We start from the raw sequence: 22,036 nt of genomic DNA on the forward strand, positions 1-22,036 counted from the left end.
CCGTTCACCCCGAGCTGATTTGCACCGTGAACATAGCGAGTGGTGACGTGGCGTGATAGGTGTTGGACTTGGATCAAGTCCAGCATCCACCTGAACGCCCGGCAGAGGACAGATGCCATGGGAGACCAGATACGCCCGCTGCAACCGGGGGAATACGCGCCCGCATTCGCGCTTCCGTCGGCAAATCAAGAAGGAACGGTCTCTCTCGCCAGCCTCCACGGTCACCCGTTTCTGATCGCCTTCTTCCGCGGGTTGCACTGCCCGTTTTGTCGGCGTCAACTGGCACAGCTCGGTGGCCTACAGCCTGCCCTGCGCGCCGCAGGGGTGGAAACTATTGCCGTGATCAACACGCCGGTGGAGCGCGCCCGCATATATTTCGGGCACCGGCCGACGCCGGCCGTGCTCCTATGTGACCAGGATTGCTCCACGCACCGTGCCTTTGGCGTACCGCGCGCCGAGTTCCTGCCCGAGGACAGCCGCGAGCAGCCTGTGTGGCCCTATCTGGCAAGCATGGAGCAATTCGAGACCGCTCGCATTAACCCGACGGGCGAATTGCCGGAAGCCCTACATCCAATGGCGGCCAATACCATACTCAACGCCCAGGACGGCTTCGAGCTTAATGAAGTTGATCGTGCTATCCTCGTAAGTCACCCCACACAGCTTGTCGGGCACTTCCTCATCGACGCCGACGGCATCGTTCGCTGGGTGCAAATTGAAGCGCGCGACGGGCCGAACAGCCTCTCCGTCTTTCCAAGCGCGGCGGAGATGCTCGCAGCTGCCAACAGTCTCCCTCACTGAGGCCGCATCTTCGAAATTCGTCTGGCCTGCATCACGTCGCCGGGGCGGCGATGAGTTTGACGGGGGATGGTTAGGAAGACTACAGCGCAGACAATCGCAGGGCGCTGTCGGTTGGAGTCAAATCGGACCAGATGCACTTTGCCCTTCACCAGTGACCGTAGTAGGTCGAACTTGGCAATCTGCTGGCGTGTGTGGCCGAAAACCCGCCACCATCCTCGCGTGAAAGTCGTCACGGCCGCTCACGGGGGCAAGGTAACCCGCCCTGTCGCTTGTGGCATTTCGCATGCGACTAACGCCGCCGGTGCCCGCGCCTCACGCTCGATTGATGGTCGGCAGTAGCAGCTGCACTTCGCGTTGGCACTCGGGGCTCAAGGTCTCGACATGGCGTTTCCAGAACGCCTCCGCCTCGTGCGGCTCGGACTCCCATTCGCGAACCGATGTCTGGTTATCGTCGATGACGACCCGACGGTGTCCGCCGAGACGCAGATACTCATCGGCCAGTCTGCGCGCGTTTGTCAGTTCCATGGCTGTCCTCCAGATCTCGTCCCGGACGCCTTGCTGCACATCGGTACGAACCCCGATCCGGACGTCCCGGGACCATGCAATGGGTATTGTTATACGCGTTTTGCCTCACCGATGCGAGGTTCGACCGGGCGCCGGTGCAGTGACAGCCATCCGCTCCCGCCGAGACGGACTTCGATATGGGCGTAATGCGCGAAACTCACATGCGGCGTTTCACCCGCAGCCGCATGCGCTCCGGTGATGACCACGATCTCGGCCCCGGCCGCCCTGCCGGCGAGGATCCCCGCCGGAGCGTCCTCGAAAACGAGGCAGTCCTCGGCACGCACGCCAAGCCTCTCGGCCGCCAGGCGGTAGCCCTGCGGGTCGGGTTTGCCGATCGTCACGTCCTCGCCGGTCACCATATGGCGTGGGACCGGAATACCGGCCGCGGCGAGCCGGCGCGTTGCGAGTTCGAGCGGCGCCGACGTCACGATTGCCCAACGCTCCGGCGGCAGAGAGCCGAGGAAGGCGATCGCGCCGGGAATTTCGACGACACCCTCGACATCGGCGATCTCGACCGCCGCAAGGTCGCGGGCCTCGCGCTCCGGATCGACCGGCAGGCCGAGCTTGCGGATCACGTCGGCCGCCCTGACGCCGTGCACCGTCTTCATCAATCGGGCCGGATCTATCCCGTTGCGAATGGCCCATGCACCCCAGACCCGTTCGACGACGGCCATGGAATTGAGCAGCGTCCCGTCCATGTCGAACAGGAGGGCTGCGAAATCATTGGGGAATATCGCTGAAGACGGGAGATCCAATTTGGCTCCTTTTGGCCCCTCGTGCTCAAGGGCAGTTTCGACGACCTGGGGCGGCGGGCGCGCGAGTCCTTGCCCCTCCCCGGCTGGCTCCTCACCCTAATAGGCGTCTTCTCCGGCGGCCACAAGAAACTCGATCGGCCCGCCCGGCGCATCGTCGTCGAAGACGGCACAAGAGAGCATGCCGCCGAAAACCGCACCGGAGTCGACATTGGTCCTGTTGCCGACCGTCCGCGGATTGCTGCGGCTCGGCGTATGTCCGTGGCAGAGATGCCGGCCCCAGTAGCGCCCCGAATAATCCGGATCCGTGCGGATCCAAAGCAGAACCTCGTCGCTCTGCTCCTCCAGCGGAACGGCTTCATCGACGCCGGCATGGGCGTAAATTCGAAAGCGGTCGACGAGGATCGACGGCAGATCGGCCATCCAGACCAGATGGCTGAGCGGTATGGCGCCGCCATAGGACTCCAGCGTCTCATAGCCGCCGTTCATCAGCCACATGCTCATCTCGGCCATGCCCTTGCGCGCCGCCACCAGCATTTCCTCGTGATTGCCCTTGAGGGTGACCCATTGCCAGCCGGGACGGGTCGGCCCGGCCATGATCCGTTCGACGACGCCGCGACTGTCCGGCCCCCGGTCGACGAGGTCACCGAGAAAGATGACCCTGCCGCCAGGGGCGGCGGACTCGATGCTTGCCAGGAGCGTATCGAGTTGCGCGAGGCAACCGTGAATGTCGCCGACCGCAAAGGTGAGACGCCGGCCATTCATGAACTGGTACTCCTCTGCCCGCGAAACCCGGCATTCTCCACTTGCAATTGATCAATCGGCGCCGGCGGGCTGAAGGCGCATAGGTGCTTCCATTACGAAGACCTTTCGAAGAGGTCTAGCGCATTCTCTTCCGCATCGGAATCGATTTCCGCACAAGATATAGAAACTCAAGAGGTTAAGGTAAACGAGCGGCACAGCGCTGACGCGTTGGGAGGGGACGGCCAAGTGCCCCGGCCTTGCAAGACCAAAGCTCGCTCCGATTGTGGCGCGCTCACCGCCGCGGCGTGCCCCGCGGGATCGTCGAACTGGTGATGGAGACGGGATCGCTTGCCGGAAACGTATCCTCGAGCCCCTCCTCCAATTGCTCTTCCATCGCCTGCTGGTCATGCGCCTGGCGCGCGCTTGCCAGGGTGCCTGCCGGCACCGATGCGGATCGCCTCGTGGCGGTGATGCCGGGCGGGATCTCCTCGGCCTCTGCAGCAGCGGCCAGGATTTCCTTTGCACGGGAAACGGCATTCAACCGGTTGAGCGTGCCTTCGGCATTTTGCGGACATAGGACCGTCACGATCTCGCCGTCCGCGCCGACGAATTCGACGGTGTAGCCCGCCTTGCCGCCGCGTTCGGGAAGAATCTGAATCCCAACGAATTTCATCGGTTCCCTCCTTGGTTGGGCAACGCCACGTTCACCGTGAGAGAATAAAACAGGGCCGCGGCTCCGAAGCCAAGTCTATCAGATTTGCCGCATGACCGACAGTTTTGCCCTGCGCCGGTCAAGCGGTCGGGCGGTGAAAACCGCCCGTATCGGTGCCGGCCAGCAATGTCGGCCTCTCAGTTGATTTGCCTCAAGGCGGATCGGGCAATTGGAGCCTAAAGATTTTGTATGAAGGACCGGATTTTCGTAATCGGCGCATCGCTCAGCGGCATTGATGCCTTGTGCGACCTGGTGTCCAAACTGCCAGCGGGATTTCCGGCCCCGATCTTCGTTGCCCAGCACGTTGCACCCCATAGCCCCGGTATGCTGCCTTACCTGCTCAGCAACGCCGGGCCGCTTCCCGCCATCCATCCAAAGACCGCGGAGTTGTTTGAACCCGGCGCGATCTATGTCGCGCCACCGGACCGTCACATGCTCCTCGAGAGGGGCTACATCCGGCTGTCGCACGGCCCTCGTGAGAATCTGGCCCGACCGGCAATTGACCCGTTATTCCGATCGGCAGCAATCGCCTATGGCTCGGCTGCGGTCGGGGTGGTTCTCACTGGACAATTGAACGACGGGACCTCCGGATTGCTTGCCATCAAGGACCGTGGAGGATTGAACTAACCCGCTGACGCGGGAGAGGTGGGCATTGGAGGCGCGGTCTCCTGATGGGATGTTGGGGTGTTGAGAACCAACCCCTGACCAGGAGACCGACCGATGACCGACGCCCCGGCAGCGGTGAACCCGCTGCGCCGCCGCATGATCGACGACATGACGCTCCGCAACCTGTCGCCGGCCACGCAACGATCCTACCTGCATGCCGTGACAAAGTTCAGCCGTTATTTTGGCCGTTCACCGGATCGACTGGGGCTGGAGGATGTGCGCGCCTACCAGGTGTACCTGGTGTCGCAGGGCATCTCCTGGCCGGCGCTCAACCAGACGGTTTGCGCATTGCGCTTCTTCTACGGCGTGACGCTGGACCGGGCCGAGATTCCCGAGCGGATTGCCTATGCGCGCACGCCGCGCAAGCTGCCGGCGATCTTGAGCGCCGACGAGGTCGTGCGGTTTCTCGAAGCGGTACCATCCCTGAAGGCGCGCACGGCGCTGACGGCCGCCTATGCCGCGGGCCTGCGCGCTTCGGAGGTGGTGAGCCTGAAGGTCGCCGATATAGACAGCCAGCGCATGGTGATCCAGGTCCGGCACGGCAAGGGCGCCAAGGATCGCACGGTGATGCTCTCGTCGCAGCTGCTTGGCATCCTGCGCGTCTATTGGCGGCTGGCGCGCCCCGGGGACTGGCTGTTTCCCGGACGCGGCGACAAGCCGATCGATGTGCAGGTGCTTTATGCCGCCTGCCGTTCGGCGACCAAGGCGGCGGGATTGACCAAGCGGGTCAGCGTGCACACGCTGCGGCACAGCTTTGCCACCCATCTGCTCGAGAGCGGCGTCGATATCCGGATCATCCAGGTGCTGCTCGGCCACACCCACCTGTCGACGACGGCGCGCTACACGCAGGTGGCGACAACCACGATCGCCCGGACCGAGAGCCCGCTCGATCGGTTGCGCCTCGAGGTGGTGCCGCCGGCCTGAGATCGCGCCATGCGGCCAGCGCTGGAGGTGGCGGAGATCTTCCGCCGCCATGGCCTCGCCTATCGTCGTGTCCATGACGGTCATCTCGGCCGGGGGGAGCGCCGCGTCATGGCGGCGATCGAGCTGTGCCGAACGGCGGCGCTCGGCGGCCATGTCGAGACCTGCGACGACTGCGCCTTGAGCCGCGTCGCCTATAATTCGTGCCGCAACCGCCACTGCCCCAAATGCCAGGGTGCCGCGCGCGAGCGCTGGCTCGCCGACCGAGAGGCCGATCTGTTGCCGGTGCCGTACTTCCATGTCGTGTTCACCATGCCGGCCGAGATCGCCGCGATCGCCTATCAGAACAAGCGGCAGGTCTATACAATCCTGTTCGAGGCTACCGCCGAGACGCTCAAGACCATTGCCGCCGATCCCAAGCATCTCGGTGGCGAACTCGGCTTCCTTGCCATCCTCCACACCTGGGGGCAGACGCTGACTCATCACCCGCATCTCCACTGCCTCGTACCCGGCGGCGCCTTGTCCGCCGACGGCGGACGCTGGATCGCCTGTCGCCGCCGCCGTTTCTTCCTGCCGGTCCGGGTGCTCTCCCGACTGTTCCGCCGCCTGTTCCTCGAGCGCTTGCAGGCGGCACAGGCGGCCGGAGGCCTGCATTTCTTCGGCGCCCTCGAACCGCTTGGCGACGGCAATGCCCTGGCCCGGGCGCTGCGTCCGCTGCGCAAGAAGCGCTGGGTCGTCTATGCCAAGCCGCCGTTCGGATCGCCCGAACAGGTCCTTTCCTATCTCGGCCGCTATACCCACCGCGTCGCCATCGCCAACAGCCGTCTCGTGAGCGCCGACGACACCGGCGTGACCTTCCGCTGGCGCGATTATCGCCATGGCAATGCACCGCGCTCCATGACGATGGCGCCGCACGAGTTCATCCGCCGTTTCCTGCTCCACTGTCTGCCCGACGGCTTCCACCGCATCCGCCACTACGGTTTCCTCGCCAACGGCATTCGCCGCACCCGGCTCGCAATCATCAGGCGATTGCTGGCCGATGCCCCGCCGGAGCGCCGCCGGGCCGAAGGTTGCCAGCGCGCGCCCTTCGATCCGACCGTCTGTCCCTGCTGCGGCGGCATCCTGCGCATCACCGCCAGGCTGCCGCCAGCGCGGTTATGGCCCGATACGTCATGAATAGCCGCCGCGCCCATCGCTTCCGACAGCCTTGCCGCACCGGCCCTCGTCGAGGCAAGGCGGAGCTGTGCCCCCTGCGCCATCCCGGGCGGGATCGGGGCTGTCACCAGCGCGCCCAAGCCCCCGGGCAGCCCCGCCGCGCCAGCGCAGGACGCCGCCCCACTGCGGCATCACCCTTGCCGCAACGGCGCGCACCATCAATACCGGCGCGCCAAGCTCAAACGCCGCAGCACTAAATCCATAGCGCCGTGCCAGCGTCAGCGGGCCAGTTCAATCCGGCTTCAATGAGGTCGCGCATCGCGTCCGGTCGCCAGCGCATCCCAGCGCGACCTCACAGAACCCTCCAGATTCACAATCGTGCAGGAGCCTGGCGAGGCAACGTCTCGCTCCATGCCGTTGAGCGCCATTCGCCACGTCTCGGTTGACAGGGTGTGTAAGCTGGACGAGATGGCACGCCTCTTCGTTGAGCTTGCCAATGACGCGCCGCCACCGGACGACCAAACTCTGCAAAGGTTGATGCAGATCGAAAACCGTATTGCTGGAGGGATATTCAGGGTCGAGGACTGGTGGGAACTGGAACGAATGAGTACACCGTCTGGACTGAACTGCCCCTATTGCCACAGCGCGCTCTACGAGCTGAAAGACCACCGCGTGCTACGCTATCGCTGCCGGTCGGGCCATGCCTATTCGGCGGAGAGCCTCTTGAGCGGACAAGCGGACACTCGTGAGGCGCTTCTGTCGTCGCTCTTCGGCGCCCTCATAGAAGAAGCCACGCTCGCAAAACGACTGAGGCATGAGCCGACTTTTTCCGGGGACGCTTCCGAGGGCCTGGACGAAAGGATCAGTTCATTGGACCGCGAGGCGAATCAGGTTTCCGAGTGGCTGCATTTGATGGTCGGACTCGTAGAGCCCGAGCCCCGCATGTCGGGTTCGGGTCTGACATCGGCGGCAACAAAGCCAAGTGGCGAGCTTTGACGCGATCAGGGAGTACCCCCTACTCATGCTCCAGGTCGGAAAGTGCGATGACTTCAAGCCGCTTCGGCCAAATTCAGAGAGCATTGGCCAAAGTCGCAGCCTTGGCTTCGCCCGCCGCGTGGTATCCCGGCGCTCCGTTTCTTTCTCCGTCCGGAGACGGCGTACAGGCGGCGAAGGCGTCAAGGGACCGGTCATAGACGCCCGTTTGCACATCCATCATGCCGAGCACCGTGTGGAAAAGGTTGTCGTGCGACTTCGGTAAATTGGCGTCTTTCGCCAAGCAAGCGATATCGACCCCCATTTCCTCCTGATAGACTTTGGAGAACCAGGCGATGAAAGGCACCTGCGTCTGCTCCTTCGGGGCGATCGCATAGGGCGCGCCGTGCAGGTAGATGCCGTTTTCGCCGAGCGACTCTCCGTGATCCGACATGTAGATCATCGCCCCGGAAACGTGATCATGGTGCTTTTCGATGAGTCGGGCAACGCTCGCGAGGATATGGTCGGTGTAGAGGATCGTATTGTCATAGGCATTGACGATTTCGTCGGTCGTGCAGTTCATCAACTCGGCTGTCCGGCAATCCGGCCGAAAGCGGCGATAAGCCTCCGGGTAGCGCAGGTAATAGGAGGGCCCATGGCTGCCGAGCTGGTGCAGCACGATGACGCTGTTCTTCGTCGTCGCGCCGAGCTTTCGGTCCAGTTCGTCGAGGAAGATTTCATCGAGGCATTCGCCATTGTTGCAAAGTGGGCTTTCCTTACTGTGGGTCATTCTGGCAAAGCTGATGAGGTCGGCAATGCCCTTGCTGCCGGTGTTGTTGTCCCACCAGGTCACGGGAACGCCGGCATGGGTCAGCACGTTCACCAGGTTTTCGGTGGAGCGGGCCTTCCAGTCGCTGTACTGCTTGTGCGTATAGACGGAAAACATGCAGGGCAGTGAAACGGCGGTCGCCGTGCCGCAACTCGTCACATTTCGATAGTTGATGGTCCCTCCGAGCGCCCCGAGTTCTGGATTCGTGTCCCGCTTGTAACCATTCAGTGAAAAGTTCATCGCCCGGGCCGTTTCGCCGGCGACCACGACGACGACCACGGGCTTTCCGGCTCTCGCGAGTCGCTGCCCGACATGTGCATCGGTTCCGAGTGGCTGAACCACCAGGTTGCGCTCGCGATAGGTCGAAAGACCGTAACGCACCGCCGACGTGATCGGTCCCGCCGGATTGAAGCGGGGCATCAAGTCCCTGTGCTCCCGCAACGCATAGGCGATGGTGGCGAAATTGCCGTAGATGAGCAGACCGCTCAGGATGAGCGATGGGCCGATGAAGAGGAAATTGACGCCTGCTTTGGCGAAGAACCGCCTGTGCGTGATTTTGATCCAGGCGATCAGAAGTGCGGGCACGAGAGCATAAAGAGCGAGATGAAGCGCAAGGCTGCCGGTCAGCAGATGGCCCGCCTCGGCTCCGGTGGTGGCCGTGACATTGCCGATCATGTCCTTGTCGATGATGACGCCGAACGTGTCGACGAAATAGGAGGCGGAAACCGAGACGAGAATGGAGAAGATCAGGACCGGCTTCGCGACGTACTTCATGGATAATGCCGTCAGGACTGAAAAGGTCGTGAGCCAGAGCGCCACGCCGAGTGCCAGCAATCCTGGCCATGCGCCGTCGAAATAGACCACGGCATGGCTCCAGAAGGCCCTGTTGGCTGCCAGCAGCAAGTAGAGCGTGACGAGGGCACTCAGGGCCACGCTACCGATTTCGGGTGGGCGAATTCTGAAAACAGCCAAAACAATCTCTCCAAGCGGAAGCTGCTCGCTCAATCGCGTCGCAGCATCACGGGGTCGCCATCGATTGCGTGAATGCAACCGACCGCCGGCACCCTCGAGCCATTCGCCAGTAATCCGGGCAAACCGTCGAATTCCTGTCAGGGACCGGCCGAGGAGGCGGAGGCGCACCGCTGATTTTGGCCACCGACAGGGTTTCGACAGCTTTGCGACGTCAGGTTCCGCATGGCCGTTCCCGAGGGCGGCCTCTTGGTCAAAGGAGCATTTTATGAAATCGATGTTTCTCTGTGCGTTGGCGGCCGTCGCCCTTCCCGGCTTGGCCCTCCCCGGCTCGGCTTTGGCCGACGACGACGATGCTGTCTGCACGAAAGCGCCCAAATCGGCCTGGATGAAACCGGAGGAGGCGGCCTCGAAGCTTCAGGAGGCCGGCTATTCCGACGTGCGAACCGTCAAGGTGGCCGGCACGTGCTATGAGATCTACGCCTTCACGACGAAGCACGAGCGAGCCGAGGTCTATATGAACCCCGTGAACGCCGAAATCGTCAGGGCGGAGATTGACGACTGATGCCGGAGTCGACAGTTGCAAAGCGGGAGGCAATCGCCTCCCGCGGCGGCGGCCTCCGTGTCTGGGACCCGCTGGTTCGCCTCTTTCATTGGGGTGTAGTGACGTGCTGTGCCCTCAACCTGTTTCTCCTGTCCCCGGGCAAGATGGCGCACCGTTACGTGGGCTATACGGCGCTGACGCTGCTCGGCTTGCGCTTTGTCTGGGGCTTCCTCGGCACGAGACATGCCCGTTTCTCCGACTTCGTCCGCGGACCGGCCGCCGTCCTGCGATATCTGCGTGTCTTTGCCGCGGGCAAAGCCGAGCGCCACATCGGGCATAATCCTGCCGCAGGCTGGATGATGGTGCTGCTGATGGTTCTGCTGGCGGCGGTCGGCGCATCCGGCTGGCTGACGACGCTCGATGCCTTCTGGGGCAACAAGCTGCTCGAGGAAGGTCACGAGGTGCTGGCGAACCTTATCCTGGTCCTTGCCGGGGTGCATGCTTTCGCCGCAGTTGTCGAAAGTTGGCACTTTAGAGAAAACCTCATATGGTCGATGGTCACCGGCCGTAAGAAGGCTTGAAGTCAAGGAAAAGCATGCGCCTGCTGCTCGTCGAAGACAGCCCACGCCTCATCGAACTGGTGGGCGAGACCATGCGTGAGGCCGGCTGGCGGCTCGATGCGGTTTCAAGCGTGCGCGCGGCAGAGGCCGCAATCGCAGATCGGGAGCACGATCTTGTACTCCTTGATCTCGGACTGCCGGATGGCGACGGGCTCGACCTGTTGAGATGGATAAGGCAAGAGCATGCCGGCTTGCCCGTATTGATCATCACGGCGCGCGGCTCGGTCGACGAGCGCGTTCAGGGACTGGACGCCGGCGCCGACGATTATCTGGTGAAGCCGTTCCACCACCGCGAATTACTGTCGCGCTGCAGGGCCATGCTTCGGCGTAACCCGCTCGCAATCCAGCCGGTGCTGGAAGCCGGTGCCCTGCGCTTCGATCCTGCCACGGCGGAACTTTGCTGCGACGGGTCCGTCGTGCCGCTGCCGCCGCGCGAACGGTCCCTGATCGAGATCCTGATGCGTGAGGTCGGACGCGTCGTTCCAAAACGCCGGCTCGAGGTCGCCCTCTCCGAGTATGGACAGGAACTCAGCGCCAATGCGCTGGAACTCGCCGTGTCCCGGGTACGAAAGCGATTGCAGCCGCTCGACACCGGCGTATCGATCGAAACCGTGCGCGGCATCGGCTATCTCCTGAGGACCGCCGCATGAAAGAAGAAAACCCGTCGCTGATCGGCATCGTCGCGCGACGCATCATCGCGTTTTCGCTGCTCGCGATGGTGCTGCAGATCGGCGTCGTCTTCGCCGATTATTGGTTCGACGACTACAAGCTCAGCATTCTGATGCTGCAGCAGGAGACAGCGACATTTTCGCGGGCGATCACCAGGCACGACGGACGTCTCACCTTTAGGCCGGGTCACGACTTGCAGGAGCGCTACCGGGTGCGCCCCGGTGACGAGGGCGCCATTTATGTCCGGGTGCGTACCGGTTCCGGCTCGGTGCTCTTTTCCAACTGTGCGACCGAATGCGCCGAGCACTTTCTGCCTTTGAGCGTCGACGTGCCGAGTTTCTGGAAGCGCGTGATCAAGCCGGGTAAGCCCTTCAGCATCGCCGGCGGGCAATCCTTCGATCGCAACGGCATGCCGGTTCTCGTCGAACTGGCGATCATCAAGGACCCGAACGGCTTCATGTACGATGCCCTGCTGCACGAGATGTTCGATTCGATGATCGTGCCGATGACGCTGATGTTCTGCCTCGTCATCGGGGCGACGATCTGGTCGATCCGCAGTGCGCTCAAGCCCGTGGCGATGGCTGTCAGGGCGGCCGACGCCATCGACCCGCGCGACAGCGGCGCGCGCCTGCCGGCAGCCCGCATGCCGCAGGAGATCGAACGCCTCGTGAGCGCCGTCAACCGGCTGCTCGCGCGCCTCGGCGATCTCATCCAATCGCAGAAACTCTTCTCCTCCTCGATCGCGCATGAAATCCGCACGCCGGTCGCGATCGCCAAGATGGAACTGGGCCGTATCGCCGATCCCCGTGCGCGCAATGCCGAACGCGACCTCGACGCGCTCACCCATATCCTGGAGCAACTGACCTCGCTTGCCCGCGCCGATGTCGTCGACCCTTCCGCCTACCGGCGCGCCAGCCTCTCCGAAATCGGCGCCGCGGTCGCGGAAGCAACGGCACCCTTCGTCTTCGATCAGGGCAAGTCGATCGAGTTCATCGACCACGGCACGGCGCCGGTGACCGTAATCCCCGGGCTGGTCGAGAACATGCTCAGAAATCTGATCGAAAACGCGGTCAAGCATAACCCCGCGGGCACCGCCATCATCGTCACCTGCGGGCCCGGTCCGCAGGTGACCGTCGAGGATAATGGCCGCGGTCTCGTCGACCTGCCGGAGCACAACGAGGATCTGGGCTACGTCAAGCGCTCGGGCCAGCTTGGGCTGGGCCTGAAAATCGTTCACCGCATCGCCGAACTCCACAAGGCGAAAATCGCAATCGACACGGCGCGCGACCGCGGCACGAAAATCGCGATCGTCTTCACGGCATCCGAGTAAACTCCTCGCTCTTCAGTGCGTCGGCCCGAAACCCGTACCCGATTTTCGGAAAGCTCCCTGCGCAGGTTCAAAGAGTCCAGCGCGTCTTTCAGATGCGCGGCGCGTATCCTCGTGTGACATTTAACAGGCACGATGCATATTTTTTAATCCGGCAAGTTTTCTTGGATGCGAATTTCGTGCCCAAACTAACGTCACATGCTATTGAGCCGTGCATATTTGCCCCGCAGCCCAGAGCAGCCTCATAGTTCGCACCCCATAGTCCCGAGCATCCATGTCCAAGGCTACATTCCTGCTTCGCCTGATTCCCTCCCTCGCGCCGATCAGCCAGGTCGAACGGCTTCGCTCGTCATGCGGCGCGCTCCTGGGGATACTATTGACCGGATTCATCAGCACGCTCGCGGTTGGCGACGATGCGAGCCTGCCGCTCCTCATCGCGCCGATGGGCGCCTCCGCCGTATTGCTCTTCGCCGCGCCGTCGAGCCCGCTGGCGCAGCCCTGGTCGATCCTCGGCGGCAACATCGTCTCTTCGGCGGTCGGGGTCACCTGTGCGCTTCTCATCCCGGACCCGGTCGTCGCCGCGGCCATCGCCGTCGCGGTTGCGATCGGGGTTATGCTGCTTCTCGGCTGCCTGCATCCGCCAAGCGGCGCGGTTGCGCTCACGGCCGTGCTCGGCGGGCCGGCCATTCGAGAGGCGGGCTATGCCTTCGTGTTTTCGCCGGTCGCCATCAACTCGCTGCTCATCCTCGTCGTCGCACTCGTTTTCAACAATCTGACCGGTCGGCGCTATCCGCATCTCGCACCCGCCGCCAATCCGCACAGCACCGACGATCCGCTGCCAAGCCAGCGCCTCGGCGTCGTGCCGGAAGATCTGCATGCGGTGCTGGCGCAATATGGCGAGGTCGTCGATGTCAGCCCCGAGGAACTGGATGGGTTCATTCATCAGGCCCAGATTCGCGCCTTTACCCGCCGATCCGGTGAAATCACCTGCGGCGAGATCATGTCGCGCGACGTGGCGACCGTCTCACCGGATACCGCCTTGCGGCACGCCTGGCGGATGCTCGTCGAACACCGCATCAGCGCTTTGCCGGTCGTTACCGAAAAGGATGGCCTTGTCGGCATCATCACCCAGACCGACTTCATGAAGCACGCGGTGCTGACGCCGGAGGGGCGGCTACAAACCGGGCTCCGCGAGCGCGTCGGCAACGTCATCGGTCTTCCGCCGAAGTCCCCTCGCCTCGTCTCCGAAATCATGACACGGCGCGTGCAATCCGCCTTGCCCGAAACGATGATTGCCAAGCTCGTGCCGCCGATGGCGGATATGGGCCTGCATCACATGCCGATCGTGGATGCGGATAACCGCATCGTCGGCATCGTCACGCAATCCGACCTGATCGCCGCCCTGTTCCAGAGGCGGATCGAGGCCGATGCGCGCATGCGCGACGTCGCCTGAGCGCGGCGACTCGCCGGCCTTCTTCAGCGAATTGAATCGCCTATATACCGGCGATTCTCGCCGGCTATTCGAATTCATTCGATTGACTTAATCGCTTGATTGAAGCAGGATGCCTGTCATGACGAAAGCCGATCTGACGATACCGCCGCGCGGCGACGCAACCCGCGAGAAGCTCCTCAATTCCTCCATTGGCGTCTTCGGGCGCTATGGCTTCGAGGCTGCGACGACGCGCAAACTTGCCGATGCGGCAGGCGTCAACCTCCAGGCGATTCCCTATTATTTCGGCGGCAAGGAAGGCCTCTATGTCGCCGCAGCCGAGCACCTGGCTTCGCTCATCGGAGCCCATGTCGGCGAGCTGCGGGCTGCGCTGCAGAACCGTTTCGCCGAACTCGACGTCGAGGGCAGGCAGATGACGTCCACCGAAGCGCGTGGCCTTCTCACGCAGATGGCTCAAAGAATGATGACGCTCTTCGTCAGCAAGCAATCGGAAAGCTGGGCACGGTTCATCATCCGCGAGCAGATGGAGCCGACGGAGGCCTTCCAACGCATCTACGGTCAGATCATGCGGCCCATGATAGAGATGGCGCGCCGTTTGATCGGCGCCATTCTGGGGGAGAATCCGGCATCGGAACACATTAGGCTCAGGACGCTGTCCTTCGTCGGGAGCGTACTGGTCTTCCGCACCGCCCATGCGGCTGTCTTCACCCAGCTCGAATGGAAGACGGCCGGGCCGCGGGAGCTTGAAATCCTGCAGCGCCACGCCGCCGAACTCGTGGCCGTGCTTGGCGCCGAGAAGAGCGACCGGCCATGAGAAGAGTCGTCCTGATCGTGCTTCTTCTCGCGGCAGTCCTCGCCGGCGGCTGGTGGTTCGACGCACCGGAGCGGCTTGGCTGGGTGGAGACGCGCCGGAACGGAATTCTCTATGGCAATGTCGACATCCGTCAGGTGTCGCTCGGTTTTCGCGTCAGCGGCCGCATCGCCGAACTGCTCGTCGACGAGGGCGACGCCGTCAAGGCCGGCGATCTGATCGCCCGCCTGGATGCCGCGCCGCTCCAGCAGGCTTTGGACGCGGCGAAAGCGGAAGCCGACGCCCTGCGGGCCGCGCTCGCGAAGCTGAAGGCCGGTGCCCGAGAGAGCGAGATTGCCCAGGCACGGGCCACCCATGAGGAGCGGCTTGCGGAACTGGAAAATGCCAGGCTTGCCCACGAGCGTGCCGAGCGATTGCGGCCGGCCGGCACGATCTCGCAGGCCGAACTCGACCAGGCGAGTGCCACCCGCGCCGCCGCCGCCGCGCGCGCCGCATCGGCACGCGAGGCCCTCGCCCTCATCGAGGAGGGCAGCCGCCCGGAGGACATCGCGGCGGCGGAAGCGCAGCTTGCTGCGGCGGAGGCCAAGGTCGCAAGCGCCCGTACCGCGGTCGAGGACGCGGCATTGCTTGCGCCCAACGACGGGATCGTTCTGTCACGCGTGCGCGAAACCGGGGCGATCGTTTCCCCCGCCGACACGGTTTATGTCCTGTCGCTCACAAAGCCGGTCTGGGTCCGCGCCTATGTCCCCGAAACCGATCTCGGGCGCGTCCATCCCGGCATGAAGGTGACGGTTGCCTCGGACACCGGTCCCGAGCAGCCCTATCGGGGCACGGTCGGCTTCATCTCACCCGTGGCGGAATTCACGCCGAAATCGGTCGAGACGCCGGAACTCAGAACCGACCTTGTCTACAGGCTCAGGATCGTCGTCACGGACCCCGGTCCCGACCTGCGCCAGGGCATGCCGGTGACGATCCACCTCCGGCCCGAGGAGGAGGCGTCGCGATGACGCGCCGCAACGAGCCGAGCCCCGCGCCCTTTGCGCGGCTGACGGCAGTCACCAAGCGCTTCGCTCAGGCGCCGCCGGCGCTCGACGGCATCGAAGCGACCATCCGTGGCGGGGAGATCACCGGTCTCGTCGGTCCGGACGGCGCCGGCAAGACGACCCTGATCCGGCTGATGACGGGGCTGATGCTGCCCGACGAAGGGAGCGTCGAGGTGCTTGGCCATGACACCCGCCGGAATCCCGCCGAGATACAGGCGGCCATCGGCTATATGCCACAACGCTTCGGCCTCTATGAGGACCTTTCGGTGCGGGAGAACCTCGACCTTTACGCCGATCTGCGCGGGCTGCCCACGCCGGAGCGCGCCCGCACCTTCGCCGAACTGCTCGATTTCACCGACCTCGGCCGCTTCACGACGCGTCTTGCCGGCCGGCTTTCCGGCGGCATGAAGCAGAAGCTCGGCCTCGCCTGCGCGCTGTTGCGCAAGCCGCAATTGCTGCTCCTCGATGAACCGGGCGTCGGCGTCGATCCGATATCGCGGCGCGACCTGTGGCAGATGGTCCGAAAGCTGACGGAGGAAGGCATCGGCGTCGTCTGGTCGACTGCCTATCTCGAAGAGGCGGAAGCATGTGACCACGTCCTTTTGCTGAACCGCGGCAGGCTCATGTTTTCCGGTCCGCCTCGGGAAATGACCGCACGCGTCGAAGACCGCGTCTACCGCCTCACCGGCGTCGATGGCCGGCGCCGCGACCGGCTCGCGCGCCTGCTCGGCGATGAAGGCGTCGTCGACGGGGTGATCCAGGGTGAAGCCATTCGCCTTGTGATGAAGCCCGGCGTTCCCCCTCCCCGGCGCTTGACAGACGACGAAGCCTCGGCGCGCACGACCGCCGCGCCGCCGCGTTTCGAGGACGCATTCGTCGACATGCTCGGGGGCGGACCCGGCGGCCGATCCCGGCTGGCGGAAGCCCAGCGCTCCTTCGTCGCCGAAGATCACCAGCCCGTCATCGAGGCGCATGGGCTTACAAAGCGCTTCGGCGATTTTACCGCCGCCGCCGACATCACCTTCGACATACCCCGCGGCGAGATTTTCGGCCTGCTGGGGCCGAATGGCGCCGGCAAGTCGACCACATTCAAGATGCTGTGCGGTCTCTTGAAGCCGACCGCCGGGGAAGGCCGCGTTGCCGGCTTCGACTTGCGGCGCGATGCGCCGGCGGCGCGCAATCGGCTCGGCTATATGGCCCAGAAATTCTCCCTCTATGGCGATCTGAGCGTCGGTCAGAATCTGAATTTCTTCGCCGGCGTCTATGGCCTGTCGGGCGCCAGGAAACGCGAACGCATCGACCTGATGACGGATATCTTCGATTTCCGGCCAGTCGCCGACATGTCGGCGAAGAATCTGCCGCTCGGCCTCAAGCAACGGCTGGCGCTTGCCTGTGCCGTGCTGCACGAGCCGGAAGTGCTCTTCCTCGACGAGCCGACCTCCGGCGTCGATCCGATCACGCGCCGAGAATTCTGGACCCATATCAACGGCCTCGTCGAAAAGGGCGTGACGGTGCTCGTCACCACCCATTTCATGGACGAGGCAGAATATTGCGACCGGATTTCCCTGATTTATCGCGGCCGCTCGATCGCGCTCGGCTCGCCCGACGAGATGAAGACGCGCGCCGCGAGCGAAAACCTCCCGGATCCCTCCATGGAAGACGCCTTCATTGCCCTGATCCAGGCGTCGGAGCAGGCGGCATGATCGTTGCGCCCCCAAGCCGAAAGGCACGCGCCGGCGCCAGCCGCCGCTTCGCTGCCCTCGTGCGCAAGGAAATCTACCAGATCATCCGCGATCCAAGCAGCATCCTCATCGCCTTCGTGCTGCCGATGATCCTCCTCTTCCTGTTCGGCTATGGTGTTTCCCTGGACACGACCCGCACGCGGATCGGCCTCGTCGTCGAAGACGAGACGCCGCTCACGCGCGATCTCGCCGCGAGCTTTGCGGCTTCGCGCTATTTTGCCGTCGTCGAGGGACGGCACCGCCGCGATTTCGAGGATGACCTCGTGCTCGGGCGCGTGCGCGGCCTCGTGGTGATCCCGGCAAGCTTCGCCGCCGATCTTGCGGCAGGGCGCGAGCCGACCGTCCAGGTGCTCGTCGATGGCACCGATCCGAATACGGCCAACTTCGTCCAGAACTATGCGCAGGGCGCCATTGCCAACTGGGAACGCCAGCGCACCAACGAAGGCCTGGCGCGCCCTCCGTCGATCGCCGCCGAACAGCGCTTCTGGTTCAATCCCGAGCTGACGAGCCGCAACTTCCTCGTTCCCGGTTCGATCGCCATCGTCATGACGCTTGTCGGCACGTTGCTGACGTCGCTCGTCGTCGCCCGAGAATGGGAGCGCGGCACGATGGAGGCGATGATGGCGACGCCGGTTTCGGCCGCAGAACTGCTCGCCGGCAAGCTCCTGCCCTACTTCATTCTCGGGCTCACCTCCATGACGCTCTGCGTGCTGATCGCGGTCTTCCTCTTCGACGTGCCGTTCCGCGGCTCGGTCGTCGCCCTTTACGTGCTCTCCGCCGCCTTCCTCATGCCCGCCCTCGGGCAAGGCCTGCTGATCTCAGCCGTCACCAAGAACCAGTTCCTCGCCTCGCAGCTCGCCCTGATCTCCGGTTTCCTGCCAGCCTTCCTGCTCTCCGGCTTTCTCTTCGAGATCAATTCGATGCCGGCGGCCATACAATGGATCACCTATGTGGTGCCGGCGCGCTATCTGATCCCGAGCCTGCAGACCGTGTTTCTGGCCGGCGACATCTGGCCGATGTTCGCACAGGCGATCGCAGTCATGCTGCTGATCGGCTCCATCTTCTTCGCACTTGCCGCCCGCAATACCAGGAAGAGGATCAGCTGACATGTGGTGGGCAAGACTGAAAGCGCTGATCGTCAAGGAGCTGCTGGCCGTCCTGCGCGACCCGAAGGGCCGGACCATTCTCATCGGCCCCCCTATCATCCAGCTCCTCGTCTTCTCCTATGCGGCAACGCTCGAAGTGAAGAATGTCGATCTCATCGTGCTGAACCGTGATGCGGGCCATTGGAGCCAGGAATTGGTGCAGGAGATCGGCGGGTCCCCGACCTTCCGCACGATCAGCTTTGCGTTGAGCCCGGGGGAGGTCCGCCAGGCGATCGATGCGCAACGCGCTCTCGCGGCGATCGAGATCGGTCCCGGCTTCTCGCGCGACATAGAAGCGGGGCGGCCGGCGAAAGTGCAGGTGATCCTCGACGGAAGGCGCTCCAATGCTTCGCAAATCGTTTCCGGCTATCTCGGCCGCATTGTCGGAACGCTTGCAGCCAGGACGCCAGCGGGCGAGCGCGCCGTTTCCGATTCGGTCAGGGTCGAGGCACGCAATTGGTTCAACCCCAACCTCACCTATCAATGGTTCATGGTGCCGAACCTGGTGGCGAGCATCGCGCTTCTGATCGGTCTCATCGTCACGGCGCTATCGGTCGCCCGCGAGCGCGAGCTCGGCACCTTCGACCAGCTGATCGTCTCGCCGCTGCGCACGCATGAGATCCTCCTCGGCAAACTCATCCCGCCGATGATGATCGGGCTCTTCCATATCACGATCTATATTCTGGCGGCCGTCTTCATCTTCGGTGTGCCATTACGCGGCTCGCTGTTCCTGCTTTACGGCAGTGCCGTCTTCTATCTCGCCGCCGTCGTCGGCATCGGTCTGTTCATATCCGCGCTCTCGATGACGCAGCAGCAGGCCATCCTCGGCGCCTTTCTGTTCATGGTGCCTGCGATGCTGCTTTCCGGCTTCGCCACCCCGATCGAGAACATGCCAGGCTGGCTGCAGCCGGTGACATTCATCAATCCGCTGCGCTACTTCCTGGTGATCGTGAAGGGCGTATTCCTCAAGGACCTGCCGCTTGCCGAGGTTGCGCGCCAGACGGCCCCGCTCTGCCTGATCGCCCTCGTCACCCTCTCCGCCGCCGCCTGGCTCTTCCGCCGGCGGCTGGAGTGAAGGTTCAGACGAGCCGGATGGGACCGGGATAGCGCCCGACGCTTCCGCCCGTCCCGCTAGAACGGCATGGTGATGTCTTCGCCGATCTGCATGGCCCCTGCCCTGAGACAGTCTCCAAGACGGTTCCTATCCTCGTCGGTGAGCATCCCCGCCCCTGCCCTGATGCCTTCCTGCCACGCGTGCCCGCGTTCCCACGCTTCATTGTAGACAAGCGCCAGATCGGATGTCCTCCTCGTCTGCTGGAGGGCTTCGAACAGGAGCGCAGCTTGTCGGATGTCCTTGTTGCGCTTCACGGACCCTTGCCCGCCGTATTGCCGACGGCTCGCCACGATAAGCTTGTGGACAGCGTACCGGGACGGATCAGGGACCGTTACAGGGACGCCGCTCTTGTGCAGCAGCATCGTCCTGACGGGATCCCGGGTGAGGAAGTCGAGAAAGCGAAGCGGATCGGCGCTAGCCCCGCCGAGAGCGGGCATCTTCGCCGGCTGATCCAGGCAGTCGTCGCTGCCTCGGTTGGTGGTCAAGAATTCGACCCTGTAGCCGGAGCCGTTCACGAACGCCGACGAAGCCGCGGCCCCCGATCTATGCGGGACGGGGCGGAATGTCGGATCGACCGACTGCACCAGTTCGAGGATAGGAGGCAGGCTGTCGTCGACCTCGGACGAGACGGCGTAGTCCTGGGCGACGTCAGCATCCCCGGTCAGGATCGCCGCCATTGGCAGGCGCACCCCGAGGATTCCGGAGTAGGTCTGAAAGGCGACCGTCCCTATGAGGACGCCCCGGAGCCGGAAAAAGCCGCCTGCAGCCAGCGCCTCGATGACATCGCCGGACATGCTGTCGGGAGCGATCATCCCTCCCTCGCGCGTCAGGCTGCTGACCATGCGCCTACGGGCGCGGAGGTCGTCCTTCTCCCGCTTATGGGTCTCCACTCGCTGCGCGATGTCCTGATCGTCGGCAGGACCGACGTAACGACGTGTCTTGCCGCCTTGCCCATCCGGGATGTCGAAGTACCAGTACGTCCTCCCCTTCACAGTGACTGGCGTGAAGCGGCCTTCCGGAGGGAAGTCGGCTGTCCAAGCCGCGTCGAGCGAGCGCTGGCCGAGCTCGGCGAGCATCGTCTGGTACACGAGATCGATCTGCTTCACGCCGCTCACCTGTCGGTGTTATACCTTTTTTGGGAAAAGATATAGCTGGCGAGGCAGTGGTTGCAAGAGGGCCGTCATATGGGGGTCAGAACAAGATCTGTTCTCCCAGACACGCTAAGGCCGTACGGAACATGAACATCACGCGGCGCGCAGGATTCTTCCGGGAAGCCGCAATGGTCTACGTCGATTGGAACACTGCCAAGACACCTATTGACACAAGGGAGCCTAAACGTTTATGTATCGGCTTGAGGAGAACATAAACGTTTAGGTGAGGAGCTGAACGTGCCACCCCGGGTGACATTGCACGATATTGCCAACGAGGCAGGGCTGTCGACATTTACCGTTTCGAAGGCGCTTAACGGCGGCAAGGGCGTGTCCGCGAAGAGCCGTGATCACGTACTCGCGGTCGCGCGCAGTCTAGGCTACGTCGCTAACCTCGCGGCGCAGGAACTGCGCGGGTCCGTCAGATCCTCCGTCGCCGTCATCACGGCGGGAACTACCAACGCCTATTACCTCGACATGATGAACGGCATACAGCGGGCCATGCAGGACACGAACCAGTCGGTGGTCCTGATGGATATCGCGATAAACGGTGTGTATGACGAGGGTCTTGAGGACCGTACGATCCAGCGTTTGCTGGAAGCGCGGATGTCCGGAGTGATCTCGACCTTGACGCTCAAGCCCGAGAGCATTGAGCGGCTCGCACAGTGGGACATCCCGGTTGTCTTTGTCGACTCATCGCCACCCGAGGGCATGGCGCATCTGCCGAGCGTAACGACCGACAATTACAACGCCAGCCTATTGGTCGGTGAGCACCTTGCCGAACACGGCTACATGGATTGGCTTTTTCTTGTCTATCCAGGCATCTGGTCTAGTCGGGAGGACCGCGAACGGGGCTTGCGCGAGGCCGCGCGGCGGTGCGGGGCCGAGGTGCAAGTCATTGAGAGCGCAAACGACGCGGCCTCCGCAAGACAGATCCTTTCTGACGCGTTTGATGCGCGCGGCGGAAAACTGCCCGAGGTCTTAATCGCAGGAAATAGCCCACTGCTACTCGGCGCGTTGACCACAATGCGCGAGCGCGGAATCATCGTACCGCATGATATGCCTATCGTGAGCTATGACGATTTTTCTTGGGCTCCCTTTATCGAACCGCCACTCACGGTCCTCGACGAACGTTCCGAGGAAATTGGCCGGCGGGCAGCGGAAACTCTGATCCGGATCATCGGCGAGCAGATCGAAGCGGGCAAAAGCGGCGAAACCGCCGCCCCCAGCTATCGCGACGAATTCAAACAGCAAGTGCCGGTCGGGCTTATCGTCCGACGGTCCTGCGGTTGTGGCGCAGAGGAGGCGAGCGACACCTGACGCGCCAAAAGCCAACCGGGA

The 22,036-nt window shown here is 63.5% G+C and carries 22 protein-coding genes; 16 read left to right on the top strand and 6 right to left on the bottom strand.

What is annotated here, in order from left to right; translation table 11 throughout:
• Nucleotides 1-117: 117 nt before the first annotated feature.
• Nucleotides 118-798 (top strand): peroxiredoxin-like family protein, encoded by a 681-nt coding sequence (locus AC4P1R_RS18895; protein WP_069456525.1) that lies wholly within the window; start codon nucleotides 118-120, stop codon nucleotides 796-798.
• A 312-nt stretch (nucleotides 799-1,110) separates the two neighbouring features.
• On the opposite strand, the gene AC4P1R_RS18900 is transcribed toward AC4P1R_RS18895, so the two are convergent.
• The 4 genes from AC4P1R_RS18900 to AC4P1R_RS18915 form a co-directional block, all read right to left on the bottom strand.
• On the bottom strand, nucleotides 1,111-1,323 hold the full coding sequence (locus tag AC4P1R_RS18900) for a hypothetical protein (protein ID WP_069456402.1): 213 nt from the start codon (nucleotides 1,321-1,323) through the stop codon (nucleotides 1,111-1,113).
• An 89-nt stretch (nucleotides 1,324-1,412) separates the two neighbouring features.
• Complete coding sequence (locus AC4P1R_RS18905; protein ID WP_069456403.1) at nucleotides 1,413-2,117, bottom strand: HAD family hydrolase; 705 nt, start codon at nucleotides 2,115-2,117, stop codon at nucleotides 1,413-1,415.
• Between the two features lie 96 nt (nucleotides 2,118-2,213).
• Nucleotides 2,214-2,879: a metallophosphoesterase family protein gene (locus tag AC4P1R_RS18910; RefSeq protein WP_069456404.1), complete on the bottom strand. Its 666-nt coding sequence runs from the start codon at nucleotides 2,877-2,879 to the stop codon at nucleotides 2,214-2,216.
• A gap of 271 nt (nucleotides 2,880-3,150) precedes the next feature.
• Nucleotides 3,151-3,531 carry a hypothetical protein gene (locus AC4P1R_RS18915; protein WP_069456405.1) on the bottom strand — a complete coding sequence of 127 codons (381 nt, stop codon included), beginning with the start codon at nucleotides 3,529-3,531 and terminating at the stop codon, nucleotides 3,151-3,153.
• Between the two features lie 228 nt (nucleotides 3,532-3,759).
• Here AC4P1R_RS18915 and AC4P1R_RS18920 point away from each other — a divergent pair, with 228 nt between their 5' ends.
• From AC4P1R_RS18920 to AC4P1R_RS18935, 4 genes are all read left to right on the top strand, one after another.
• On the top strand, nucleotides 3,760-4,197 hold the full coding sequence (locus AC4P1R_RS18920; RefSeq protein WP_492178483.1) for a chemotaxis protein CheB: 438 nt from the start codon (nucleotides 3,760-3,762) through the stop codon (nucleotides 4,195-4,197).
• Nucleotides 4,198-4,290: 93 nt separating this feature from the next.
• On the top strand, nucleotides 4,291-5,160 hold the full coding sequence (locus AC4P1R_RS18925) for a tyrosine-type recombinase/integrase (protein WP_492178102.1): 870 nt from the start codon (nucleotides 4,291-4,293) through the stop codon (nucleotides 5,158-5,160).
• Between the two features lie 9 nt (nucleotides 5,161-5,169).
• Nucleotides 5,170-6,333, top strand: a complete 1,164-nt coding sequence (locus tag AC4P1R_RS18930; RefSeq protein ID WP_492178103.1) for an IS91 family transposase — start codon at nucleotides 5,170-5,172, stop codon at nucleotides 6,331-6,333.
• Nucleotides 6,334-6,723: 390 nt separating this feature from the next.
• Nucleotides 6,724-7,308, top strand: a complete 585-nt coding sequence (locus AC4P1R_RS18935; protein WP_492178484.1) for a hypothetical protein — start codon at nucleotides 6,724-6,726, stop codon at nucleotides 7,306-7,308.
• A 73-nt stretch (nucleotides 7,309-7,381) separates the two neighbouring features.
• Here the strand turns inward: AC4P1R_RS18935 and AC4P1R_RS18940 are convergent, their stop codons facing one another.
• Nucleotides 7,382-9,085 (bottom strand): phosphoethanolamine transferase, encoded by a 1,704-nt coding sequence (locus AC4P1R_RS18940; protein WP_151613606.1) that lies wholly within the window; start codon nucleotides 9,083-9,085, stop codon nucleotides 7,382-7,384.
• A gap of 265 nt (nucleotides 9,086-9,350) precedes the next feature.
• On the opposite strand from AC4P1R_RS18940, the gene AC4P1R_RS18945 reads away from it, so the two are divergent.
• The 10 genes from AC4P1R_RS18945 (at nucleotide 9,351) to AC4P1R_RS18990 (ending at nucleotide 19,508) form a co-directional block, all read left to right on the top strand.
• Nucleotides 9,351-9,647, top strand: a complete 297-nt coding sequence (locus tag AC4P1R_RS18945; RefSeq protein ID WP_069456604.1) for a PepSY domain-containing protein — start codon at nucleotides 9,351-9,353, stop codon at nucleotides 9,645-9,647.
• Complete coding sequence (locus tag AC4P1R_RS18950) at nucleotides 9,647-10,207, top strand: cytochrome b/b6 domain-containing protein (protein ID WP_151613607.1); 561 nt, start codon at nucleotides 9,647-9,649, stop codon at nucleotides 10,205-10,207. Before AC4P1R_RS18945 ends, AC4P1R_RS18950 begins: the two co-directional genes overlap by 1 nt.
• Nucleotides 10,208-10,221: 14 nt before the next feature.
• On the top strand, nucleotides 10,222-10,896 hold the full coding sequence (locus AC4P1R_RS18955; RefSeq protein ID WP_151613608.1) for a response regulator: 675 nt from the start codon (nucleotides 10,222-10,224) through the stop codon (nucleotides 10,894-10,896).
• Nucleotides 10,893-12,245 (top strand): ATP-binding protein, encoded by a 1,353-nt coding sequence (locus AC4P1R_RS18960; protein ID WP_151613609.1) that lies wholly within the window; start codon nucleotides 10,893-10,895, stop codon nucleotides 12,243-12,245. Before AC4P1R_RS18955 ends, AC4P1R_RS18960 begins: the two co-directional genes overlap by 4 nt.
• Before the next feature lie 271 nt (nucleotides 12,246-12,516).
• On the top strand, nucleotides 12,517-13,695 hold the full coding sequence (locus tag AC4P1R_RS18965) for an HPP family protein (RefSeq protein WP_151613610.1): 1,179 nt from the start codon (nucleotides 12,517-12,519) through the stop codon (nucleotides 13,693-13,695).
• 118 nt (nucleotides 13,696-13,813) lie between these two features.
• On the top strand, nucleotides 13,814-14,506 hold the full coding sequence (locus AC4P1R_RS18970; protein ID WP_151613611.1) for a CerR family C-terminal domain-containing protein: 693 nt from the start codon (nucleotides 13,814-13,816) through the stop codon (nucleotides 14,504-14,506).
• Nucleotides 14,503-15,510: a secretion protein HlyD gene (hlyD, locus tag AC4P1R_RS18975; protein WP_151613612.1), complete on the top strand. Its 1,008-nt coding sequence runs from the start codon at nucleotides 14,503-14,505 to the stop codon at nucleotides 15,508-15,510. The genes AC4P1R_RS18970 and hlyD overlap by 4 nt, the downstream gene beginning before the upstream one ends.
• Nucleotides 15,507-17,249 carry an ATP-binding cassette domain-containing protein gene (locus AC4P1R_RS18980; RefSeq protein WP_151613613.1) on the top strand — a complete coding sequence of 581 codons (1,743 nt, stop codon included), beginning with the start codon at nucleotides 15,507-15,509 and terminating at the stop codon, nucleotides 17,247-17,249. The genes hlyD and AC4P1R_RS18980 overlap by 4 nt, the downstream gene beginning before the upstream one ends.
• Nucleotides 17,246-18,394: an ABC transporter permease gene (locus tag AC4P1R_RS18985; protein ID WP_151613614.1), complete on the top strand. Its 1,149-nt coding sequence runs from the start codon at nucleotides 17,246-17,248 to the stop codon at nucleotides 18,392-18,394. The genes AC4P1R_RS18980 and AC4P1R_RS18985 overlap by 4 nt, the downstream gene beginning before the upstream one ends.
• 1 nt (nucleotide 18,395) lies before the next feature.
• On the top strand, nucleotides 18,396-19,508 hold the full coding sequence (locus tag AC4P1R_RS18990; protein WP_151613615.1) for an ABC transporter permease: 1,113 nt from the start codon (nucleotides 18,396-18,398) through the stop codon (nucleotides 19,506-19,508).
• 56 nt (nucleotides 19,509-19,564) lie between these two features.
• On the opposite strand, the gene AC4P1R_RS18995 is transcribed toward AC4P1R_RS18990, so the two are convergent.
• Nucleotides 19,565-20,653, bottom strand: a complete 1,089-nt coding sequence (locus AC4P1R_RS18995) for a nucleotidyltransferase family protein (RefSeq protein WP_151613616.1) — start codon at nucleotides 20,651-20,653, stop codon at nucleotides 19,565-19,567.
• A gap of 282 nt (nucleotides 20,654-20,935) precedes the next feature.
• Between AC4P1R_RS18995 and AC4P1R_RS19000 the strand changes: the two genes are divergently transcribed.
• Nucleotides 20,936-22,015: a LacI family DNA-binding transcriptional regulator gene (locus tag AC4P1R_RS19000; RefSeq protein ID WP_151613617.1), complete on the top strand. Its 1,080-nt coding sequence runs from the start codon at nucleotides 20,936-20,938 to the stop codon at nucleotides 22,013-22,015.
• The last annotated feature ends 21 nt before the right edge of the window (nucleotides 22,016-22,036 follow it).

Source organism: Sinorhizobium sp. Y406 (assembly GCF_058732025.1).

Excerpts from the sequence above, each read along its gene's own strand:
- AC4P1R_RS18895 (WP_069456525.1), top strand. The coding sequence starts at position 118 with ATGGGAGACCAGATACGCCCGCTGCAACCGGGGGAATACGCGCCCGCA.
- AC4P1R_RS18900 (WP_069456402.1), bottom strand. The coding sequence starts at position 1,323 with ATGGAACTGACAAACGCGCGCAGACTGGCCGATGAGTATCTGCGTCTC.
- AC4P1R_RS18910 (WP_069456404.1), bottom strand. The coding sequence starts at position 2,879 with ATGAATGGCCGGCGTCTCACCTTTGCGGTCGGCGACATTCACGGTTGC.
- AC4P1R_RS18915 (WP_069456405.1), bottom strand. The coding sequence starts at position 3,531 with ATGAAATTCGTTGGGATTCAGATTCTTCCCGAACGCGGCGGCAAGGCG.
- AC4P1R_RS18920 (WP_492178483.1), top strand. The coding sequence starts at position 3,760 with ATGAAGGACCGGATTTTCGTAATCGGCGCATCGCTCAGCGGCATTGAT.
- AC4P1R_RS18925 (WP_492178102.1), top strand. The coding sequence starts at position 4,291 with ATGACCGACGCCCCGGCAGCGGTGAACCCGCTGCGCCGCCGCATGATC.
- AC4P1R_RS18930 (WP_492178103.1), top strand. The coding sequence starts at position 5,170 with ATGCGGCCAGCGCTGGAGGTGGCGGAGATCTTCCGCCGCCATGGCCTC.
- AC4P1R_RS18935 (WP_492178484.1), top strand. The coding sequence starts at position 6,724 with ATGCCGTTGAGCGCCATTCGCCACGTCTCGGTTGACAGGGTGTGTAAG.
- AC4P1R_RS18945 (WP_069456604.1), top strand. The coding sequence starts at position 9,351 with ATGAAATCGATGTTTCTCTGTGCGTTGGCGGCCGTCGCCCTTCCCGGC.
- AC4P1R_RS18950 (WP_151613607.1), top strand. The coding sequence starts at position 9,647 with ATGCCGGAGTCGACAGTTGCAAAGCGGGAGGCAATCGCCTCCCGCGGC.
- AC4P1R_RS18955 (WP_151613608.1), top strand. The coding sequence starts at position 10,222 with ATGCGCCTGCTGCTCGTCGAAGACAGCCCACGCCTCATCGAACTGGTG.
- AC4P1R_RS18960 (WP_151613609.1), top strand. The coding sequence starts at position 10,893 with ATGAAAGAAGAAAACCCGTCGCTGATCGGCATCGTCGCGCGACGCATC.
- AC4P1R_RS18965 (WP_151613610.1), top strand. The coding sequence starts at position 12,517 with ATGTCCAAGGCTACATTCCTGCTTCGCCTGATTCCCTCCCTCGCGCCG.
- AC4P1R_RS18970 (WP_151613611.1), top strand. The coding sequence starts at position 13,814 with ATGACGAAAGCCGATCTGACGATACCGCCGCGCGGCGACGCAACCCGC.
- hlyD (WP_151613612.1), top strand. The coding sequence starts at position 14,503 with ATGAGAAGAGTCGTCCTGATCGTGCTTCTTCTCGCGGCAGTCCTCGCC.
- AC4P1R_RS18980 (WP_151613613.1), top strand. The coding sequence starts at position 15,507 with ATGACGCGCCGCAACGAGCCGAGCCCCGCGCCCTTTGCGCGGCTGACG.
- AC4P1R_RS18985 (WP_151613614.1), top strand. The coding sequence starts at position 17,246 with ATGATCGTTGCGCCCCCAAGCCGAAAGGCACGCGCCGGCGCCAGCCGC.
- AC4P1R_RS18990 (WP_151613615.1), top strand. The coding sequence starts at position 18,396 with ATGTGGTGGGCAAGACTGAAAGCGCTGATCGTCAAGGAGCTGCTGGCC.